This is a genomic window from Haladaptatus marinus (assembly GCF_051194195.1).
Window position 1 is genome coordinate 162,677 of record NZ_JBLZNK010000009.1, and the last position, 17,238, is coordinate 179,914.

At 57.7% G+C, this 17,238-nt stretch carries 18 protein-coding genes and 2 tRNA genes; 7 read left to right on the forward strand and 13 right to left on the reverse strand.

Annotation, left to right across the window (positions count from 1 at the left end; translation table 11 throughout):
• Positions 1-97: 97 nt before the first annotated feature.
• From ACN2TU_RS25845 to ACN2TU_RS25860, 4 genes are all read right to left on the reverse strand, one after another.
• The gene (locus ACN2TU_RS25845; protein ID WP_435159604.1) at positions 98-1,909 is read right to left on the reverse strand and encodes a ribosome biogenesis/translation initiation ATPase RLI; all 1,812 of its coding nucleotides are present in this window, start codon (positions 1,907-1,909) and stop codon (positions 98-100) included.
• Between the two features lies 1 nt (position 1,910).
• Positions 1,911-2,222, reverse strand: coding sequence for an EMC6-like membrane protein (locus ACN2TU_RS25850; RefSeq protein WP_435159605.1), 312 nt, complete (start codon positions 2,220-2,222; stop codon positions 1,911-1,913).
• A 301-nt stretch (positions 2,223-2,523) separates the two neighbouring features.
• Complete coding sequence (locus tag ACN2TU_RS25855) at positions 2,524-3,054, reverse strand: 50S ribosomal protein L16 (RefSeq protein ID WP_435159606.1); 531 nt, start codon at positions 3,052-3,054, stop codon at positions 2,524-2,526.
• 60 nt (positions 3,055-3,114) lie between these two features.
• Complete coding sequence (locus ACN2TU_RS25860) at positions 3,115-3,729, reverse strand: metal-dependent hydrolase (RefSeq protein WP_435159608.1); 615 nt, start codon at positions 3,727-3,729, stop codon at positions 3,115-3,117.
• Between the two features lie 112 nt (positions 3,730-3,841).
• Between ACN2TU_RS25860 and ACN2TU_RS25865 the strand changes: the two genes are divergently transcribed.
• The gene (locus tag ACN2TU_RS25865) at positions 3,842-4,465 is read left to right on the forward strand and encodes a DUF2238 domain-containing protein (protein ID WP_435159610.1); all 624 of its coding nucleotides are present in this window, start codon (positions 3,842-3,844) and stop codon (positions 4,463-4,465) included.
• A gap of 11 nt (positions 4,466-4,476) precedes the next feature.
• Here ACN2TU_RS25865 and ACN2TU_RS25870 read toward each other — a convergent pair whose 3' ends face one another.
• The 4 genes from ACN2TU_RS25870 to ACN2TU_RS25885 form a co-directional block, all read right to left on the reverse strand.
• Positions 4,477-5,190, reverse strand: coding sequence for a DUF2270 domain-containing protein (locus ACN2TU_RS25870; protein ID WP_435159612.1), 714 nt, complete (start codon positions 5,188-5,190; stop codon positions 4,477-4,479).
• Between the two features lie 271 nt (positions 5,191-5,461).
• Entirely contained in the window at positions 5,462-5,656 is a 195-nt protein-coding gene (locus tag ACN2TU_RS25875; RefSeq protein ID WP_435159697.1) for a cold-shock protein, read from the reverse strand.
• 295 nt (positions 5,657-5,951) lie between these two features.
• Positions 5,952-6,146 (reverse strand): cold-shock protein, encoded by a 195-nt coding sequence (locus ACN2TU_RS25880; protein ID WP_435159613.1) that lies wholly within the window; start codon positions 6,144-6,146, stop codon positions 5,952-5,954.
• A gap of 236 nt (positions 6,147-6,382) precedes the next feature.
• Complete coding sequence (locus ACN2TU_RS25885) at positions 6,383-7,828, reverse strand: MATE family efflux transporter (protein WP_435159614.1); 1,446 nt, start codon at positions 7,826-7,828, stop codon at positions 6,383-6,385.
• 312 nt (positions 7,829-8,140) lie between these two features.
• Between ACN2TU_RS25885 and ACN2TU_RS25890 the strand changes: the two genes are divergently transcribed.
• Positions 8,141-9,826: a vanadium-dependent haloperoxidase gene (locus ACN2TU_RS25890; RefSeq protein WP_435159615.1), complete on the forward strand. Its 1,686-nt coding sequence runs from the start codon at positions 8,141-8,143 to the stop codon at positions 9,824-9,826.
• A gap of 126 nt (positions 9,827-9,952) precedes the next feature.
• On the opposite strand, the gene ACN2TU_RS25895 is transcribed toward ACN2TU_RS25890, so the two are convergent.
• The gene (locus ACN2TU_RS25895) at positions 9,953-10,438 is read right to left on the reverse strand and encodes a hypothetical protein (protein WP_435159616.1); all 486 of its coding nucleotides are present in this window, start codon (positions 10,436-10,438) and stop codon (positions 9,953-9,955) included.
• Between the two features lie 211 nt (positions 10,439-10,649).
• Positions 10,650-10,723 (reverse strand) — tRNA-Phe (locus tag ACN2TU_RS25900).
• A 343-nt stretch (positions 10,724-11,066) separates the two neighbouring features.
• On the opposite strand from ACN2TU_RS25900, the gene ACN2TU_RS25905 reads away from it, so the two are divergent.
• From ACN2TU_RS25905 to ACN2TU_RS25915, 3 genes are all read left to right on the forward strand, one after another.
• Positions 11,067-11,495: a hypothetical protein gene (locus ACN2TU_RS25905; RefSeq protein ID WP_435159617.1), complete on the forward strand. Its 429-nt coding sequence runs from the start codon at positions 11,067-11,069 to the stop codon at positions 11,493-11,495.
• Between the two features lies 1 nt (position 11,496).
• Positions 11,497-12,453, forward strand: a complete 957-nt coding sequence (locus tag ACN2TU_RS25910) for an alpha/beta fold hydrolase (RefSeq protein ID WP_435159619.1) — start codon at positions 11,497-11,499, stop codon at positions 12,451-12,453.
• A gap of 120 nt (positions 12,454-12,573) precedes the next feature.
• Positions 12,574-12,711, forward strand: a complete 138-nt coding sequence (locus ACN2TU_RS25915) for a hypothetical protein (protein ID WP_435159621.1) — start codon at positions 12,574-12,576, stop codon at positions 12,709-12,711.
• An 80-nt stretch (positions 12,712-12,791) separates the two neighbouring features.
• Here the strand turns inward: ACN2TU_RS25915 and ACN2TU_RS25920 are convergent, their stop codons facing one another.
• Together ACN2TU_RS25920 and ACN2TU_RS25925 are read right to left on the reverse strand one after the other, a co-directional pair.
• Complete coding sequence (locus ACN2TU_RS25920) at positions 12,792-13,736, reverse strand: sodium-dependent transporter (RefSeq protein WP_435159623.1); 945 nt, start codon at positions 13,734-13,736, stop codon at positions 12,792-12,794.
• 242 nt (positions 13,737-13,978) lie between these two features.
• Positions 13,979-14,052: transfer RNA gene (locus tag ACN2TU_RS25925), tRNA-Val, on the reverse strand.
• 85 nt (positions 14,053-14,137) lie between these two features.
• On the opposite strand from ACN2TU_RS25925, the gene ACN2TU_RS25930 reads away from it, so the two are divergent.
• Complete coding sequence (locus tag ACN2TU_RS25930) at positions 14,138-14,407, forward strand: DUF7538 family protein (RefSeq protein ID WP_435159625.1); 270 nt, start codon at positions 14,138-14,140, stop codon at positions 14,405-14,407.
• A gap of 219 nt (positions 14,408-14,626) precedes the next feature.
• A complete protein-coding gene (locus tag ACN2TU_RS25935) occupies positions 14,627-16,582 on the forward strand; it encodes an ABC transporter ATP-binding protein (RefSeq protein WP_435159627.1) in 1,956 nt (651 codons plus the stop codon).
• Between the two features lie 32 nt (positions 16,583-16,614).
• Here the strand turns inward: ACN2TU_RS25935 and ACN2TU_RS25940 are convergent, their stop codons facing one another.
• The gene (locus ACN2TU_RS25940; RefSeq protein ID WP_435159629.1) at positions 16,615-17,208 is read right to left on the reverse strand and encodes a hypothetical protein; all 594 of its coding nucleotides are present in this window, start codon (positions 17,206-17,208) and stop codon (positions 16,615-16,617) included.
• Positions 17,209-17,238: the final 30 nt, after the last annotated feature.

Here is a 17,238-nt window from a genome sequence, read left to right on the forward strand (position 1 = left end):
CACGAGATGGCTGACGGGTCCGGATTCCAGCACGATAGTAAACACCGAGTAGCGGGGATAAGCCGCACCAAACACCGAAAAACAGTCAGTCGTCGGATTAGCTGTAGTAGTACTCGCCTTCGCTCTTTTGTTTGCGGTCGAGTTGACTGCCGGGCTTGTTGATACGCGGCCGACCAACGTTTTCGTCCCGGCGGAAGGTGATGTCGAGGTTGGCGAGGAAATCGTTCATGCCGTCTCGCATCCCTTTCGGACGCCCGGCATGACCGTGCTCTGCGGGTTCGCCGTCGAACACCGTCAGTCGGTCGGAGAGGAGGTCGATCATGTAGATGTCGTGGTCGATGACCAGCACCGTGGCGTCCTGCATCTCGGCGTAGCGTCGAATCGCACGCGTCGCTCTGACGCGCTGTTCCACGTCGAGGTACGCCGAGGGTTCGTCCAGCAGGTAGAGATCCGCATCCTTCGACAGACAGGCCGCGATGGCGACTCGCTGGCGCTCGCCGCCGGAGAGGTCGGTCAGGTTCTGCTCCATGATGCGGTCGAGTTGCAACGGCTGAGCGATTTCGGTGTTCCAGTAGGAGGAACCGAAATCGTCGGATAGCGACGAGAGAAACACGTCCACGCGCATCGGTTGGTCGATTTCGATGTACTGTGGTTTGTAGGAGATGTCGAGGTTGAGGTCGACATCGCCCTCGTCGGGTTCGAGCCGTCCGGCGAGCAGTTTTGCGAACGTCGATTTCCCGATACCGTTCGGGCCGACGATGCCGAGCACTTCGTTCTCGTGAATCGTTCCGCCTTCGATATCAAGCGAGAACTCGCCCTCGCCATAGGATTTCGTGAGGTCGGGATACTCCACGAGTGCGTCGGCAGTCTTCGTCTCGCGCGGCGCGTGTTCGTCGAACTCGATGGCGTTCGGGCGAATCCGCATGTTCTCGTTGTTGAGATACCCCGCGAGATACTCGTTGATACCGTTGCGAACCGATTTCGGCGTCGTGATGACACCGTACGCCCCCGGTTCGCCGTACGCGACGTGCAGGTTGTCGGCGACCAAATCGAGGATGGCGAGGTCGTGTTCGACCACGAGCATCGAGCGACCCTGTTCGTTCGCCATCTCCTGAATCAGGCGCGCCACTTTGACGCGCTGGCTGATGTCGAGGTACGGCGTGATTTCGTCGAGGAAGTAGAAGTCGGCGTCGCGGGCGAGTGCGGCGACCAGCGCCACGCGCTGGAGTTCTCCGCCGGAGAGGCTGTCGATGTCCTGTTCCATCACGTGCTCGATTTCGAGGCGTTCCAGCAGGTCGTCGAGAACGCCGCGCTCGTCGGTTCGCGAGAGCAGGTCGGCCGTGCTTCCGTCGAACCGGTCAGGAATCTTATCAACGTACTGTGGCTTGCGCGCGACGGTTACGTCGCCAGCCCGTACGTCTTCGAGGTAGTTCTGGAGTTCCGTTCCGCGATATCGGTCGAGGACGGCGTCCCACCCCGGCGGGTCTTCGAACTGGCCGAGGTTCGGCGCGAGTTCGCCCGCCAAAATCTTCACCGCGGTCGTTTTCCCGCTCCCGTTCGGGCCCAGAATACCCGTTACTTGGCCCTCTTGGGGAACCGGCAGACCGTAGAGCGAGAAGGCGTTCTCGCCGTAGCGGTGGGCCGGGTCGTCCTGTAGCTCTTGGGGCAGGTTGATGATTTCGATGGCGTCGAAGGGACATTTCTCGACACAGATACCACACGTTTCGCCGAGGCAGATTTCCTCGCTGATGTGAATCTGGTCGGGTTGCCCCTCCTCCGTGTCCTCGCCGCGGAGCGTGATGCACTCTTTGCCGGTTCGGTTCGGCGGGCAGTAGTTTTTACACTCGTAGTTGCATCGGTCGGGCGAACAGCGCTCCAAATCGACGACGGCAATGCTGTCGTCCGCCATTTTACACCTTCACGTGATTCGTGAGTAGAATCCCCCACGTGATGAACCACAGTGAGAACGTCATAAACGCCACGTAAAGATGGTCTTTGACTCCGTCGAGTTCGTAGCCGATGAGGCGGAGCAGTGGTAGCTGAACCACGATGAACCCGACCATGATAGCCAGTCCTAACTGATCTGTGGCCGCTCCGCCGCCCGTCCCTACCATCATGGCAGAGGCGAACCCGGCGGCGATTCCGGCCAGTGAAGCGAGCGACGTGACGGTAATACTTCGTAGATGGGCCGCCCGTCGCTCCGATGCCTGTTCAGTCGCCATGCGTGGCACTCGGGTTCCCTGCCTCAAAAGGTGTTCGTTTGCGTGTATCTCGTTCGCTTTGTTTTGGAGGTGTGATTTCTGGGTGTTTGATTTTGTGGCGAACGGAGTCGATAGTGAACAACCTGAGATGGTGTGGAGATGTCGCTATAGACAGGAAATGGTGGAGATGTGTCGCTAGGTAGTCTCTAACGATACTTCTGAACCAATGTGAGTGACCTGCTAATCACTCGCCTACTAATCGCTCTAGAGAAACCACTACCCGAAAATATACACTACGACGTGAAAAGACGAGTTTCCGCGTTTAGCTGATGAGCTTTTCCTCGCCACGCTCGACGACGATGCGGCATGGCGGGGAAATCTTGTTGTACGCACGGCGGAAGGCGTCTTTGACGGCGGCGGCGTCCTCAACCTCACACCATGCGGTGAAGAGGCGCTCACCGTTCTGGATTCGAGCCGCGGTACCGACTGGTTTCCCAAATGCCTGTCGCATTCCGTCGGAAACACGGTCTGCACCCGCACCGGTTGCCTGCTTGTTTTCACGCAGGACGTGGTGTGGGAACTTGCGGAGAATCATCTTGTAGCCGGTCTCGCCGATGTTCTTCAGCAGGAAACGGTTTGCCGAAAGGCGGGAGGCCTCCAGCGCGCCGTGGCGAATCTGGCACTCCTCTTCGAGGACGAGGGAGATTTGGACGGGGTAGTTGTCCTCGTCTTCTCCAACGTCGCCCATCTTGTACTGTGCAATCTTCGAACCGGGGATACCCGTGATGTATTCGCGTCGCGTGTACGGGGGCTTTCGAATCTCCCGGTACATTGAGGCAGGTTTGTCGGACATGGTTACTACTGAAGTCTGATGGTCAGGCCGTGAATAAACCCTTCGAAGCGAGTTCGCCGCTCACTGTACGAAATCCCGGACGAACCGGTCAGGGACGTAGGCCAGCATCGGCGCCGGAATCCGGCCGACCAGCCACTCCGCCGCAACGACGAGTTGCTTGCGAAGCAGGGCGTAAACCCCTGAAACAAGGACTGCCACGATGATGAGTGTCTGAACCATTCCGTCGTGGAGGATGATGTTCGGGAGTGCGACGAACACCGCCAACGCGAAATCCTCGGGTGCGCCGTCGTAGCGAACCCAGCGACGCGGTCGAATCCATCGACCGCGGAAATGGTCGTACACTGCGCGTTCTGACTCGCCGAGCCACGGTTTCAGCTCCAAACCGCCACCGAAGACGTCCGAGATGGAGTGAACGGCCGCAGACACGAGGAAAACGGCGATTGCGACGGTCCAGACGGTTGGTGCGAGTGCAGCAATCGCAAGCGCCGCCAGTCCAGCAATCGAGTAGTACACCGGAAAGTGCAGCGTCTTTCGGTGGCCGGAGTAGAGGTCGAAATCCGGAAATAGTCCACCGAAAAGGCCCGCAAAAACCGCGACGGGGGCGAGCTCCGGCGCGACGAGGAGCGAAGCACTTCCAAGAAGCACGCCAACCAGAGCGTGCGTCGTTGCCATCATTGTGACCCCCGGTAGGCGAGGTTCGCATAAACACCTATCGGGGAATGTTCAATGATAACGCACAACACGAGTAGCTATCGTTTACTTTCTGCGAACCGTACGCCCATCTGGGATGGGTAACGGAAGCAACGCGCGCGAGAGTTATCTCTTTCGGGTGATGCAGTTCGCTATCGGTAGTGTCGTCATCGCCGGTCTCGTCACCCATAACGTCGGCGTGTTGGTGAACGCCGTTTTCGCCCTCGGCGTGACGGTTCTTCCTGCTCTGTTGGAACGCGATTTTCGCATTTCCCTCAATCCCATACTGACGCTGTGGATTACGGCCGCCGTTTTTCTCCATGCCATCGGCATGGTCGGTCTCTACGAAGTCGTCTGGTGGTGGGACCACCTCACACATCTCCTCTCTGCGACCATCGTCGCAGGTGTCGGCTACGCGACTGCACGAGCGCTCGATGAACACTCTGATGCGGTGTCGTTTCCGCCGCGATTCATGTTCGTCTACGTTCTCCTCTTCACGCTCGCCTTCGGCGTCATCTGGGAAGTGCTAGAGTTCGCTGTGCACGATTTCGCCCGAGTAATTGGTGTCGAGCCAGTGTTGATTCAGTACGGATTGGACGATACTATCACTGACCTCATTTTCGACGTTACCGGGGGGCTTCTCGTCGCCCTTTTCGGAACCGATGCACTCTCCGGGACGATAGAAATGCTCGTGACGCGGTTGTCCGGAAGCGCGGAATAAACCGGTTGAGCTCAGTCCTGCGAATAATCCCAACCCGTCACGTCACTCGGCAGTATTTCGCCGTTGATGTGCCACTCCCGAGGACGATACGCGACGACGAGAATTCCCGCGTAAAAAGCCACGACGGATGCCAGAACGACGCCACCGGGAACCCATGCGACTGCCGCACTCCTCGGCCATCCTGTTGTCGACGCGTAGGCAGTCAAGTGAAATATCCAGGCGGCGAGCAGAACTAAAAAGAGCGGCGCGTACACCCGGCGCAGACGGTGGGCGAGCGCCTCCTCCAGTGATACCTTCACTTTCGGCATCCGATAATCCTCGCTCAACTTTTGTCGCCACTCCTGATCTACGACACCCGCTGATTCGTCGAGTCCCAAGGCGAAGACGTTCTGTTGCAGCATGCGAACTCGTGACCGCCAGATGTCGTAGGCGCGATACCGACGTGCTTCGATGAGCAAAAAGATGCTGACCGTGACGATAGCGAGGAGAACGATGTAATGAGGGTTGTTCCGACTCGAAAACGCCCACGTCAGGATGGCGGCCATCAGCGTAATCGCCCAGTTGCTCGTTTTGTCGAGCCGTTCGCGCCAAAACTTCATGCGATGAATTTCACCACGATAGAGATGTGCTAGCGCCGAACTCGGACCCATGCTTTCTTCGAGCAATCCTGAACCGATTTCGGAATCGCACATCTCCTGGGATTCGATTGATCTCTGGTCACTCATGGCTATTTCGGGCACTCGTGCCCAACGTTCATACTGACAGTATTGTTCTGTATGGTAAAAACCGTGACGATAGAGTACCACCGGTAGTTCGTCGAGCTGATTGGTCGTGTCTTCCAGTGAATCGGTATCGTTGTTAGCGGGTGGTTGCGAGCTCGCTCCGATTCCTTCTCGATGCTATTCGATTCGTGATACCCGAATTAGACGCGTCGCTATTCACTCGTCGTCTACTCAAGAAAGTAAAGAACTATTCAGTAAAGCGGTAGTAACCGATTTACAGTCGCGTGACGTTCGTCGCGCGTGGTCCTTTTGGTGCCTGTTCGATGTCGAATTCGATTTCCTGACCTTCTTCGAGGTCCTCGCCGCCAACGTCTTCCATGTGGAAGAATACGTCGTCGTCCGCGTCCTCAGTCGAGATGAAACCGTAGCCGCCAGTGTCGTTGAAGAAATCAACTTTGCCTTTCGCCATTGCTCTTGGATAAACTGGTGCCCCACTGATAACACTTCCGAGAGGGATGGTACCATGGATTCGGTCAGTTTCTCGGCGGCGGGCCATCCCCCTCGAATAGAAATCGAGGGCGTGCGCGGCGACCACCGCGGCGATGAATCGGAGAGCGGTTGCTGACGGGACGACGGCCTCCGAGGCTGGCGACCGTTCCGGATGACCGATATGCATCGCTGTTCCCTTTCGTAACGAGTGTCGTAGTAAAATGTCCGTAAAATCGGTCACTCTCGTCCGCGTCAGCGGACGCGTGTCCCAATACTTACAGTCGCGTGACGTTCGTCGCGCGTGGTCCTTTTGGTGCCTGTTCGATGTCGAATTCGATTTCCTGACCTTCTTCGAGGTCCTCGCCGCCAACGTCTTCCATGTGGAAGAATACGTCGTCGTCCGCGTCCTCAGTCGAGATGAAACCGTAGCCGCCAGTGTCGTTGAAGAAATCAACGTTTCCTTTTGCCATTGCTTCTGAAGGGAGAAGCTTGCAACGGATAAGGCTTGGGAATCAGTCGTCCTCGATCTGGAATTCGGTTGATATTGTTCTATAATCTTGCCAGAATAGCAAACAAATGTTTGAAATAGTTGATTCTAGTATAGCCTCTCGCCGGACTCGTCACCGTTTCGAGTTTGGAATTCCATCATCTACAGTTATCGACCGTTGACCAACCCTCGTTGGTCGAAAAACACGCTCTACGCCCCTCAGTCGTCGGCCGGTACACCTGGACGGAACTCCCGACTGATCGCTTTCCATTTTCCGGTCGAAAATCGGTAGTAGTTGATCGCCGCTGGCACCGTCGTTTCGGCCAGGAACGAAAGGTAGAGGCCCATAATTCCGAGTGTCGTCGTGGCACCGAGATACGCGACCGGAATCACACAGACGAACATTCCGACTATCTGACTGTAAAACGGCCAGCGAGTATCGCCACTGGCGTCGAGGGGGCCTGCGGCGGCCCCTTTGACGCCTTGTGCCATGACGGCGACACACGAGGCATGGACGAGTGATACCGCAATGATCGGGACCGATGGATCCGCTGAATCTCCGACGAACGAGAGCACGATGGGTTCGGCGAATGCGAAAACGATGACCGCTGCGATGGCGTACGTGGCTACGGAAAACACGATTACGTCTCGCGCGTACGCCTCGGCGGCGATTTCGTCGCCCCCGCCGAGTTCTTGCCCGACGAGACTGCTCGACGCCAACCCGAAGCCCCATCCCGGAGTGTTCATCAATCCCCAGATTCGACGGCTGATGACGTAGGCGGCGACCACGTTCGGCCCGAACAGCGCGACGATAGCGAGCATCGGGAATTTGGCGACGGTCCACACCAGATTTCGTCCGACGACGGGAAGCCCGATTCGAACCAACTGTCGAATCGTCTCGATATCGACGTACCGGGCGAACGGCGTCACCTGCACTGGAAGTTCGCCCGCAATCGGAAGCCGACCAGCGGCTAACCCGCTGACGAACGTCGCGGTCACGAAGACGTTCGCCAGCACCGTCCCCAGTGCCGCACCGGCGACATTCCACCCGAATGCAAAGACGAACACACCGCTGAGGACGATGTTCGAGATGGCACCACCCGAACGAACCAGCATCGGGGTCCACGCGTCGTCCATGCCGATGTAGATGCGACTACCGATGAGGTTCAGACCCGCAAACGGGACGCCGATCGAAAGGATGCGCAAGTAGGTTGCGCCCAGTTCGATCGTTTTCTCGCTGTCGGTCATCAACGAGATGAGCTCCGTCGGGAATAGCCAGAAAACGCAGGCAACTGGCAGCGTTACCGCGAGCACCAGCGCGACACTCGACCGAATCGCTTGCCCGAGTTCGTCGAACGCCTCCGCACCGTAGCGCTGTGAAACGAGCGCGATAGTCCCGCCGGCGAACCCTCCACCGAGTGAGAACGCAACCCCCCAATACGGCGTGGCGAATCCGACCCCGGCAATCGCTGCTGGGCCGACCGCGAGACCGACGAAGGCCACGTCCACGGCATTTTTCGACATGCGCGCCAGACCGGTGACGATACGCGGCCACGCCAAATCCGTCGTTCGACGGACGCGTTTCGGGTCGACGAGACCGACGCGCGCGAGCGCCAAACCGATTGCGAGGATGGTGAGTCGGACGGGGTTCGGGAAACGGGGCACGACTCTGTGGTATTTCGAATCGAAAGTAAAGTTTGTTTCAGATGCGGTAAAGGACGGTGGGCTTTCCGTGACGGTGAAACAGTATCGGGCAGGCATCCACAACACGACTCGATTCGACTACCACGCCAATTACTGTCCACAGGAACGGAACCCCGATTGTCAGCATAACGTGATATTTCCCCGTGGTAGCGGTAATATAGAGTAGAAAGATTAGCTATCAACTACGTTTATACTGACTAACACTTCGCTAATGATGTCTACTGTCAAGAATCTCGCTAATAACGAAGTCGGTGGGCCGTGTACGCGGGCGCTATGGGTTCCGGAAACAACGACCATCAATCGAGTTTCGTCTCGGCCTCGCGGCGGACGGTACTCGAGACACTGGGGGTGACTGCTGTCGGTCTCTCTATCGGCGGAGCCGAACGGGTGGCGGGTGTTGGTGACGAACCGGCGGAACAGGGTAGCGATCCACACGACCGGAAGTACGATGCGCTCCAACTCCGCGCCCTGATCAACTGGAAAACGCTGAACGGGGCGGATCCGGTTCCGGACCCGAAGACTGCGTGGGAGCGTGAAGGCTATTCAGACCACGCGGCGAGTTACACGAAGGGTCTCCCGCACGACGACCTTGGTCTCGTCGACCCGGAGGCGTACGACGCACTGAAGACGGCGATGGTGTCCGGCGACCCCAAAGATTTCACTCGAATTCCGCTCGGGGAGGGGACTCGACAACTGAAAAATCCGCAGGCGGCGTTTAGTTTCGAACTCGTCGGCCCGGATTCGCACGCAAACGTCGCACCGAAACCCCCGTCGCTTGAGAGTGCGGAAGCCGCCGCGGAGATGGTTGATTGCTACTGGCGAAGCGAATGTCGGGATGTCCCGTTCCGCGAGTTCTCCGAAAGCGACCGAGTCGCTGCTGCGGTCGCTGAACTGTCGAATCTGTCGGACTATCCCGACCCGATTCACGGCGACGAGGTAACCACCGAAACGGTGTTTCGGCCGTTTGATTTGTCGGGTCCGACAATTTCACAGTTCATGTTGCAGCCGTACGCCCGCGGCGCCCTTCAAGTCGAACAGCGTATCCGGACGGGGTCGGCCGACAGCGAATATCTCACCGACTACGACGAGTGGCTGGCCAGCCGACGGGGTGCCCCACCGAGTCAGTCACATTCCTTCGATGATACAGAGCGGTTCGTCCACGACGGCCGGTCGCTCGCCGAGTTCGTCCACGAAGACGTTCCGAACCAGTCGTTCGACAGTGCCGTGTTGATGTTGCTCGGTCGACAGGCACCGGTCAACCCGACGCTTCCGTTCGAGGGAGCACCGCTCGACCCGAACATCCCGTTCGAACCAGGCGGCCCCGAAGTTCCCTTCGTCAATTACGGATTTTTCGACGCGATAGACGCCGTCACCAGTATGCTCGATGTCGCGCTTAATGCGGCCTGGTACAACAAGTGGGGCGTGTACAACCGGCTCCGTCCCGAGACGTTTGGGGGACTCGTCCACAATCATGTGACGGGCAAAAAGGAGTTCCCCATTCACGACGACCTTCTGGAAGCGACCGTGTTGGAGCGGGTTCACGATACGCACGGAACCTACCTCCTTCCCGTGGCGTACCCGGAGGGGGCACCGCTCCACCCTGCCTATCCGTCGGGCCACGCAACCGTGGCGGGCGCGTGTGCGACCGCACTGAAAGCGTACTTTGATGAATCGTACGTGTTTCCCGATCCGGTCGTTCCGACGGCAGACGGCACCGACCTCGACTCGATTGACGCCGACCTGACACTCGGGAAGGAGACTGACAAACTCGCCGCGAACATCGCTAACGGCCGTATCTGGGCGGGGCTCCATTACTGGAGCGACGCGGTCGAAGGGCTCCGACTCGGCGAAGAACTCGCCATCTCCGTCCTGCGGAGTCGCAAAGAACTCTCGAACCACGCCGACTTCTTCGAGGGGTGGCAACTCACTCGATTCGACGGGGAGACCATCACCGTGTAGGTCGCGTGGCTGAACGCTGAGACTGCGTTACGAGCCGACGGTGGTGATATCCGGATGGCCGAGAAACGTTTCGAACTTCGGCGGAAGTTCGGACACTGCTGTAGTTTGGATTCGGTCGCGGATTTGTTACCATTCTTCGTGTCTGCAAAGCACGTACACCGGAATTTCATCGATATCCAAAATAGACGCGATGACGAACCGATGGTAGCCTTCCGTCCAGCATATTTCCCCGGAACGCCCGATGACCACCAGCGGGTCTAACTTGTGCGCATATGCGTCTTCGTGCGGATTATCGTGTCCTGCTACCTTGTTCGGTCGATATCCGTCCCGCTTGATGCTGTGATACAACTCGTCGAGATACTCGCACCTGCTGTTCCGATACGCTTCGATACTGTCGTACCGACGAACCGTGCTACCGATTTCGAATCGCCGTTTCGCTCGTCGGTAGAGCGCTGTCTCTTCCCAGTCGTACCTCTCCTCGAAACGTTGTTTGAGTCCCCTGTAGGTCGTCGTTTCGCGCAACCGATTGCAATTCTCGTCGTGATCCCAGTCGCCACCTGCTACCCGTCCAAGACCCCAGCTGAGCCTGATTTCGCTCGTGTAGAAAGTCACGTCGTCAGGAGCTACCGGCAGTAGTTTCCACGGGTCTGCCGGTGCGTCGTATTCGCGTTTGTTGACAAAACCGTGTCATCTCGTGTAGTAGCGAAACTGATGGAGATTCATTTGGTGCAGTATAGAATGTGAACAACTTCAAACCGTGGTCGGGAAAATACTTCCGCTCACCGACACAGTCGCTTCGCTCCTTCGTTGGTTGGTCGAAAAGTGCCGCCTCCCGGATTTGAACCGGGGACAGCTCGATCTTCAGTCGAGTGCTCTCCCAGTCTGAGCTAAGGCGGCGCATTCGGAAGGAAGCGCATCGGACAAAAAAGGATTTCGAAATGCGACGGAGGGGAGCCGATTACCGAAATCACATTCACAGCGCCACAGCCCCCGGACAAAAGCCATTTATCTCCCTTCGTGCTATTCACAAACATGGGTGAGCGTGTCTGCTATCTGGAGTTCTGTTCCGAGTGCGACGCACAGGTAACGGTGGTCGATGAGGAGTGCCCCGACTGTGGCACGATCCTGGGCGAGGACGGGTAGGGTAATCCTAACGCGTTCTTGTTCCGCTGTGAACGCCACGGATAGATTATGCTATTCTTTATCATGGTCGATGTTGATATCGTGTGCTGGGGGAACAATGACCGACACAGAGTTTGCCAGCCACGAGTGGTGGGAGCACTACAAAGAAACGGTGAACAGCGACCCGGAAATGCAAGTCCGGGGGCACGACAAATTCAGCGACAATTTCTACGTCCAAATCGGCGACGACAGATTTCTCATCGAGATGCAGGATGGAACCGTTCGCGACATCCTGCCGAATCCGGCGCTGAACAACCGCTGGTCGTTCGGGGTCGAAGGCGACCGCGAAGCGTGGGAGGAGTTCGTCCAAGAGACGCCACCGGCGTTCAATCACGAAATCATCGCCTCACACTATCGGAGTGCGGTCAGAAACGAGGACGGACATCTCATGATGCGCGGGGACAACAAGAAAATCTTTCAGAACCTGCGACCGTTCCAGCGCGCACTCGATTTGATGCGTGTGGCGAACAACAACGGAGGGAGCTAACATGGCCGAACCAGGCACCGTCGAACCGATTACAGGCAAATACGTCCACGTCGAAATCGGCGGCGTAGACCACCGAATCTACTTCGAGGAGAACGGCCCGGAGGACGGGACGCCGATTCTCTGTCAGCACACCGCGGGCAACAACTGTCAGGAGTGGCGGCACCTCCTCACCGACGAGGAGATAACCGAAGACTATCGCGTCATCGCGCACGACCTGCCGTATCACGGGAAGTCGGTTCCGCCGACCAGCCAATCGTGGTGGGAGGAGGATTACAAGATGACGGGCAAGCAGTTTACCGAGACGCTCGTCGCGCTCGCCGATGCGCTCGAACTCGAAGACCCGATTTACATGGGGTCGTCGATGGGCGGCAACATCACGCTCGAACTGGCCGACTGGTATCCCGACCGGTTCCAGGCCCTCATCGGGTTGGAGTGCGGCGCACACAGTCCGGGATTCTACATCGACTGGCTCGACCACCCACATATCAACACGACCGAGGTGAACGCCTACTCCTGCTGGGGATTGATGGCACCGCAGAGTCCGGAAGAGACCCGTCGGGAGACGATGTACCTCTACGAACAGGGAGCGAATGGCGTGTTCAAGGGTGACCTGTACTACTACTCCGTCGACCACGACTACCGGGACAAACTTGATCAAGTGAAAGCCGACGAATGTCCGTTGTACATCGTCAACGGCGAGTACGACTACCTTACCACGCCGGAAGACGGAAAGGAGACGGCGAAAGGTGTCGGCGACGGTGCAGTCGCCGTCGAAATGGCCCAAATCGGCCACTTCCCGATGAGCGAACATCCCGAACTGTTCAATGCCTACCTGAAAGAAATTCTTGGGGATATTACGGGCGACCGAGACGGGGATCTCCCGAGCGTGCTTAAACCCGAGGACGTCGGAATCGAACTTCACCCGCCCGCGCCAGCGCGGGAAAAACCGGTTGAGTAACCGGCGGCGGAACATCGTCCCTTTCTTCCATCGGATTGCTATCAACTTGCCGGTAAGCGGTGAATACCGCGACCGGGGGAAAGCTTATACCTTCACGGTTCTGCACTCCGAATATACCCAATGGTGCAAGAAAACACCGAAGAATGGGGAGATTGTCTGGAACGCGAAATCGACGGCGGCGTCGAACTGTACAACCCCGAAAACGAAGAGGCGTGGATTTGGTCCGACACCGGCATCGAACTCTCGTGGGAAGCGTAAATTCGCGCACCAAACGACGACCAATCATATTCAACCGCTCCATTCGCAGCCTCCACCACTATCCGACCCCTGCAGTGAAATCACCCCCAGTGGTAGATACCGAGGTACTCGCTCACGCTCAGCACGAGCGTCATAACGACCGCTGCAAGCAGCACGATTCGGACGTGCCAGAGCCAGAGCAGACCGAGTAGCCGATCGCGCTGACTGTTTACACTATGCAGGAGTTCGTCTATTGCGTCTCGGCCGTACACCCATCCAACGAAGAGCGTGATGAGGAACACACCCGACGGCAGTAACAGCTTGCTCGTCACCGAATCATACAGCGCGAGCACGTTCGTATCGAATGCCACGGGGATACCGGCAACGAAAATCAAGCCACCGATGGTGGTCGCGACGACGGGACGACTGTACGGCACGTTATCGACGGCAAACGAAACGACCACTTCGAGCAGGCTAATTGCACTCGACAGCGCCGCGAGCGAGACGACGGCGAAGAATATGACGCCGAGAATCTCACCGAACGGGAGCGTTCTGAACGCCGTCGCGACGCCGACGAAAATCACTCCCGCACCGGGTTCACCCGGATTGATGCCCTGTGCGAACAACAGCGGGAAGACGAGCAAGCCTGCCAAGTAGCCGACGAACGTGTTGACGAGGACGATGGCGATGCCGTCGGTGCTCAGATTCTCGTCCGAATCGACGTACGATGCGTAGGTAATCATCGCACCCATGCCGAGTGAGAGCGTAAACAGCACTTCCCCTACGGCCGCGGGAATAATCGTCTCCGCGTTCGCCACGATGACCGAAACATCGGGTTCGAGGAAGAACCGGTATCCCGCCCCGGAACCGGGGAGGGTGCTGGCCCAAACGACGAGTGCAATCATCATGAGGATGATACTCGGAACCATGAGTTTCGTGCTCAGTTCGATACCACGCCGAACGCCGAGTGCGACGATACCGACGGTCAACGCCATGAAAAGCGTGTGATAAAAAAGCGCATCGAAACCGACCCTCGGTCCGGACATATCCTGTATAAGCTTACGTGCCCGGATTGTGGTTCCCTCGAAACGGTCGATATAAACATCTCGTAACGGAGATGAAATTCGGACGAATGCGTATCAGCTCGAGACGTTTTTATTGGTTCATTCTAGAATAGCGAAATGCTTCCGTGCCCTCGTCAGTTCATTTCTCGAGCCTGTAACGCATCTATTCCAATCGCCCCCTACGATTGAAGTCACTCGCCACGTCCGTTCCTCGTAAAATTCGATGGGTTCAGGCGGATTCGAACCACCGACCTCGGCCTTGTAAAGGCCGCGTCATAACCAACTAGACCATGAACCCGTACCCGGGAAAAATCGCTCCGGGGGAATAACTGTTACTTTCTCGTTTTCGCAACGACTACCAGACCCGCTAGCAAATCGCAGGTATGGATGATTCGCTCTCCGCACTCGGCGAGCAGGATGGCTGGAAGGTAGACGAGTTCGCGGCTCGGGTTCATTACCGCGGTGCCGACGACTATTACAGCATCGAATACTACGAACCTAGCCACTGCGTGCTCTACTGGAAGGTCAAAGGCGACGGTGACGTGGCGGTTCCGGTCGGCCGCGGGACGGTTCCGGGGCCACTCCGCGAGCGAGTTCGGCAGGACTTGGATGCCGCGGGAATCGACCCGACGGTCGAGGGTCGCGATCTCTGAGCGGAGGAAAAGACCGCGACCGCCGAACGAACCACTTGTCGCGATTCGAGTCATCCGGACTGGTATCGATGATTGCTATCGTTTTAGAACACCTGAACTATCCAAACATTTATTCGTCGGGCGGGCACACAATCGAAAACCGAATTTTGAACCTTCGAATAGGGGATGTTTCGGTTCGTAGGAAACTCTTATCAATCCAGTGTCCCATTTATGAGTATCATGAGCATACACACAGACGAAGACGACCCGTTCGAGGAGCAACGGGAAAACGCCGATAATCCGATGCGGCGTCTGTTCCTCGAATACGGGGGTGAAAACCGGGTCGCCTTTGTCGTCGGGGTCATTTCGAGTTTCTTCGCTCGAGTGCTTAACCTCCTGCCGCCCATTATCCTTGGAGTCGCTCTCGACGCGCTGTTTCAGGAAGGTGAGCAGATTCCGTATACGGAAGCAATCTCGAAATCGGTCCCGTTTCTCTCACAGAGCTTCGCTACGCGAATCACACCGGGGTCATCTCAAGGACAGTTCTGGTTCTCCGTAGGGGTCGTCGCAGTCGCGTTCGGGTTGGGTGCGGCCTTTCACTGGGCGCGAAACTGGGGGTGGAACTCGTTCGCCCAGAACATCCAGCACTCGATTCGTACCGACACGTACGACAAGATGCAGCGACTGGATATGGAGTTTTTCTCGGACAAGCAGACCGGGGAGATGATGTCCATCCTCTCGAACGACGTGAACCGCCTCGAACGCTTTCTCAACGACGGGATGAATTCCGCGTTCCGTCTCGGCGTAATGGTGGTCGCTATCGCTGCCGTCCTACTCACCATCAACTGGCAACTCGCGCTCGTCGCACTGGTACCTGTTCCGCTTATCGCCCTGTTCACCTACAAGTTCATTCAAATCATCCAGCCGAAATACGCCGACGTACGCTCTTCCGTCGGCAAAGTCAACTCTCGGCTGGAAAACAACCTCGGCGGGATTCAGGTCATTAAGACGAGCAACACGGAATCGTTCGAATCCAACCGGGTAGAAGATGTCTCGAACGACTATTTCGGTGCAAACTGGGACGCCATCGTGACCCGAATCAAGTTCTTCCCGTCGCTCCAGATACTCTCGGGTCTCGGCTTCGCTCTGACGTTCATCGTCGGGGGGCTCTGGGTGTTCAACGGTGAAGGGCCGTGGTTCTTCTCGGGCGAGCTCGAGGCGGGACAGTTCGTCACGTTCATGCTTCTCACCCAGCGATTCATCTGGCCGATGGCCCAGTTCGGCTCCATCATCAATATGTATCAACGCGCGTACGCGTCCAGCGCCCGAATCTTCGGCCTGATGGACGAACCGAGTCGAATCCGCGAGGACCCCGATGCAAACGACCTCGTCGTCGGCGAGGGCGAGGTCGTCTACGACGACGTGACCTTCGGCTACGACGACAGCGAGACCATCGTCGAGGATATCTCGTTCACCGTCGAGGGCGGTGACACCCTCGCACTAGTTGGGCCGACCGGCGCGGGGAAATCCACCGTTCTGAAACTTCTCCTCCGGATGTACGACGTGAACGAGGGTGCGATTCGAATCGACGGCACCGACATCCGCGACGTGAGTCTCCCGAGCATTCGACAGAACATCGGCTACGTCAGCCAGAACACCTTCCTGTTCTACGGAACAGTGAAGGAAAACATCGAGTACGGCACCTTCGACGCGAGCGACGAGGAAATCGAGGAAGCCGCGAAAGCTGCCGAGGCCCACGAGTTCATCACCAATCTACCGGACGGCTACGACACCAAAGTCGGCGAACGCGGCGTCAAACTCTCCGGTGGCCAGCGCCAACGCATCTCGATTGCCCGTGCCATCCTGAAAGACCCGGAAATCCTCATCCTGGACGAGGCGACCAGCGACGTGGACACCGAGACCGAGATGCTCATCCAGCGCAGTCTCGACAAACTCACCGAAGACCGAACGACGTTCGCAATCGCCCACCGACTTTCGACGATCAAGGATGCGGAGAAAATCGTCGTCCTCGAAGGCGGGAAAATCGTCGAGCGTGGGCCGCACGATGAACTGCTCCAGAACGACGGCCTTTACGCCCACCTCTGGGGTGTCCAAGCCGGAGAAATCGACGAACTGCCGGAGGAGTTCATCGAACGCGCTGCCCGCAGAACCGCCCGGACGGACGCCGACGACTGACCCCCCGCGAGATTCGCCGACGACTGCGACGGTTATCGCTGTCTACGCTGGTATCGTCGTCCCTTCGGTCGCCCGGGGCGATGCTGGCCGAACGCGAAACCCATCGTCTGTTCGTTCCCTCGACGCTGGGCGTTCCGACGCCGTCGTCGTTCCCAGTTCGGGTCGCGTGGCCCGCCGTACTTTTCTACCGTGGCTGACTCCGACTCGCGCTGGTTTTCGCTCCGACGTGGTTGTGGTTCCGACGGCTGTTCCTCGCGTTCTCGCTTGGCTTCGCGAGCTCGTTCGTCTGCTTCTTGTTTGCGTACTCTGCTTCCGTATCGACCACTGTAGGACGCTTGCTCCGTTCCCTGCCGTTCCCCCTGCCGTGATGTGCCGGATGGTTGTCCGTGGGGGCCTCTCGATGGCTGTGTTCCGGGAGCACTTTCTCGCTGATATCGTTCGGACGTAGGAGGTTGTCGTCGAGTGATGGGTTGTCGTGGCGACCGTTTTCGTCGCTCCGGCGACCGCTCACCGGTCTCGATTCGTCGCTCTCCTTCCTCTGGTCGTCCTTTTTCTTCCCCTCGGTGTTCTTCTTGCTCGTCCTTCGGGTCGTCCGCAGTTCGTTCCGTTTTATCTTCAGTTGCCATGGTTTCTCTGCCGTCCTGCTACTCGCAAAC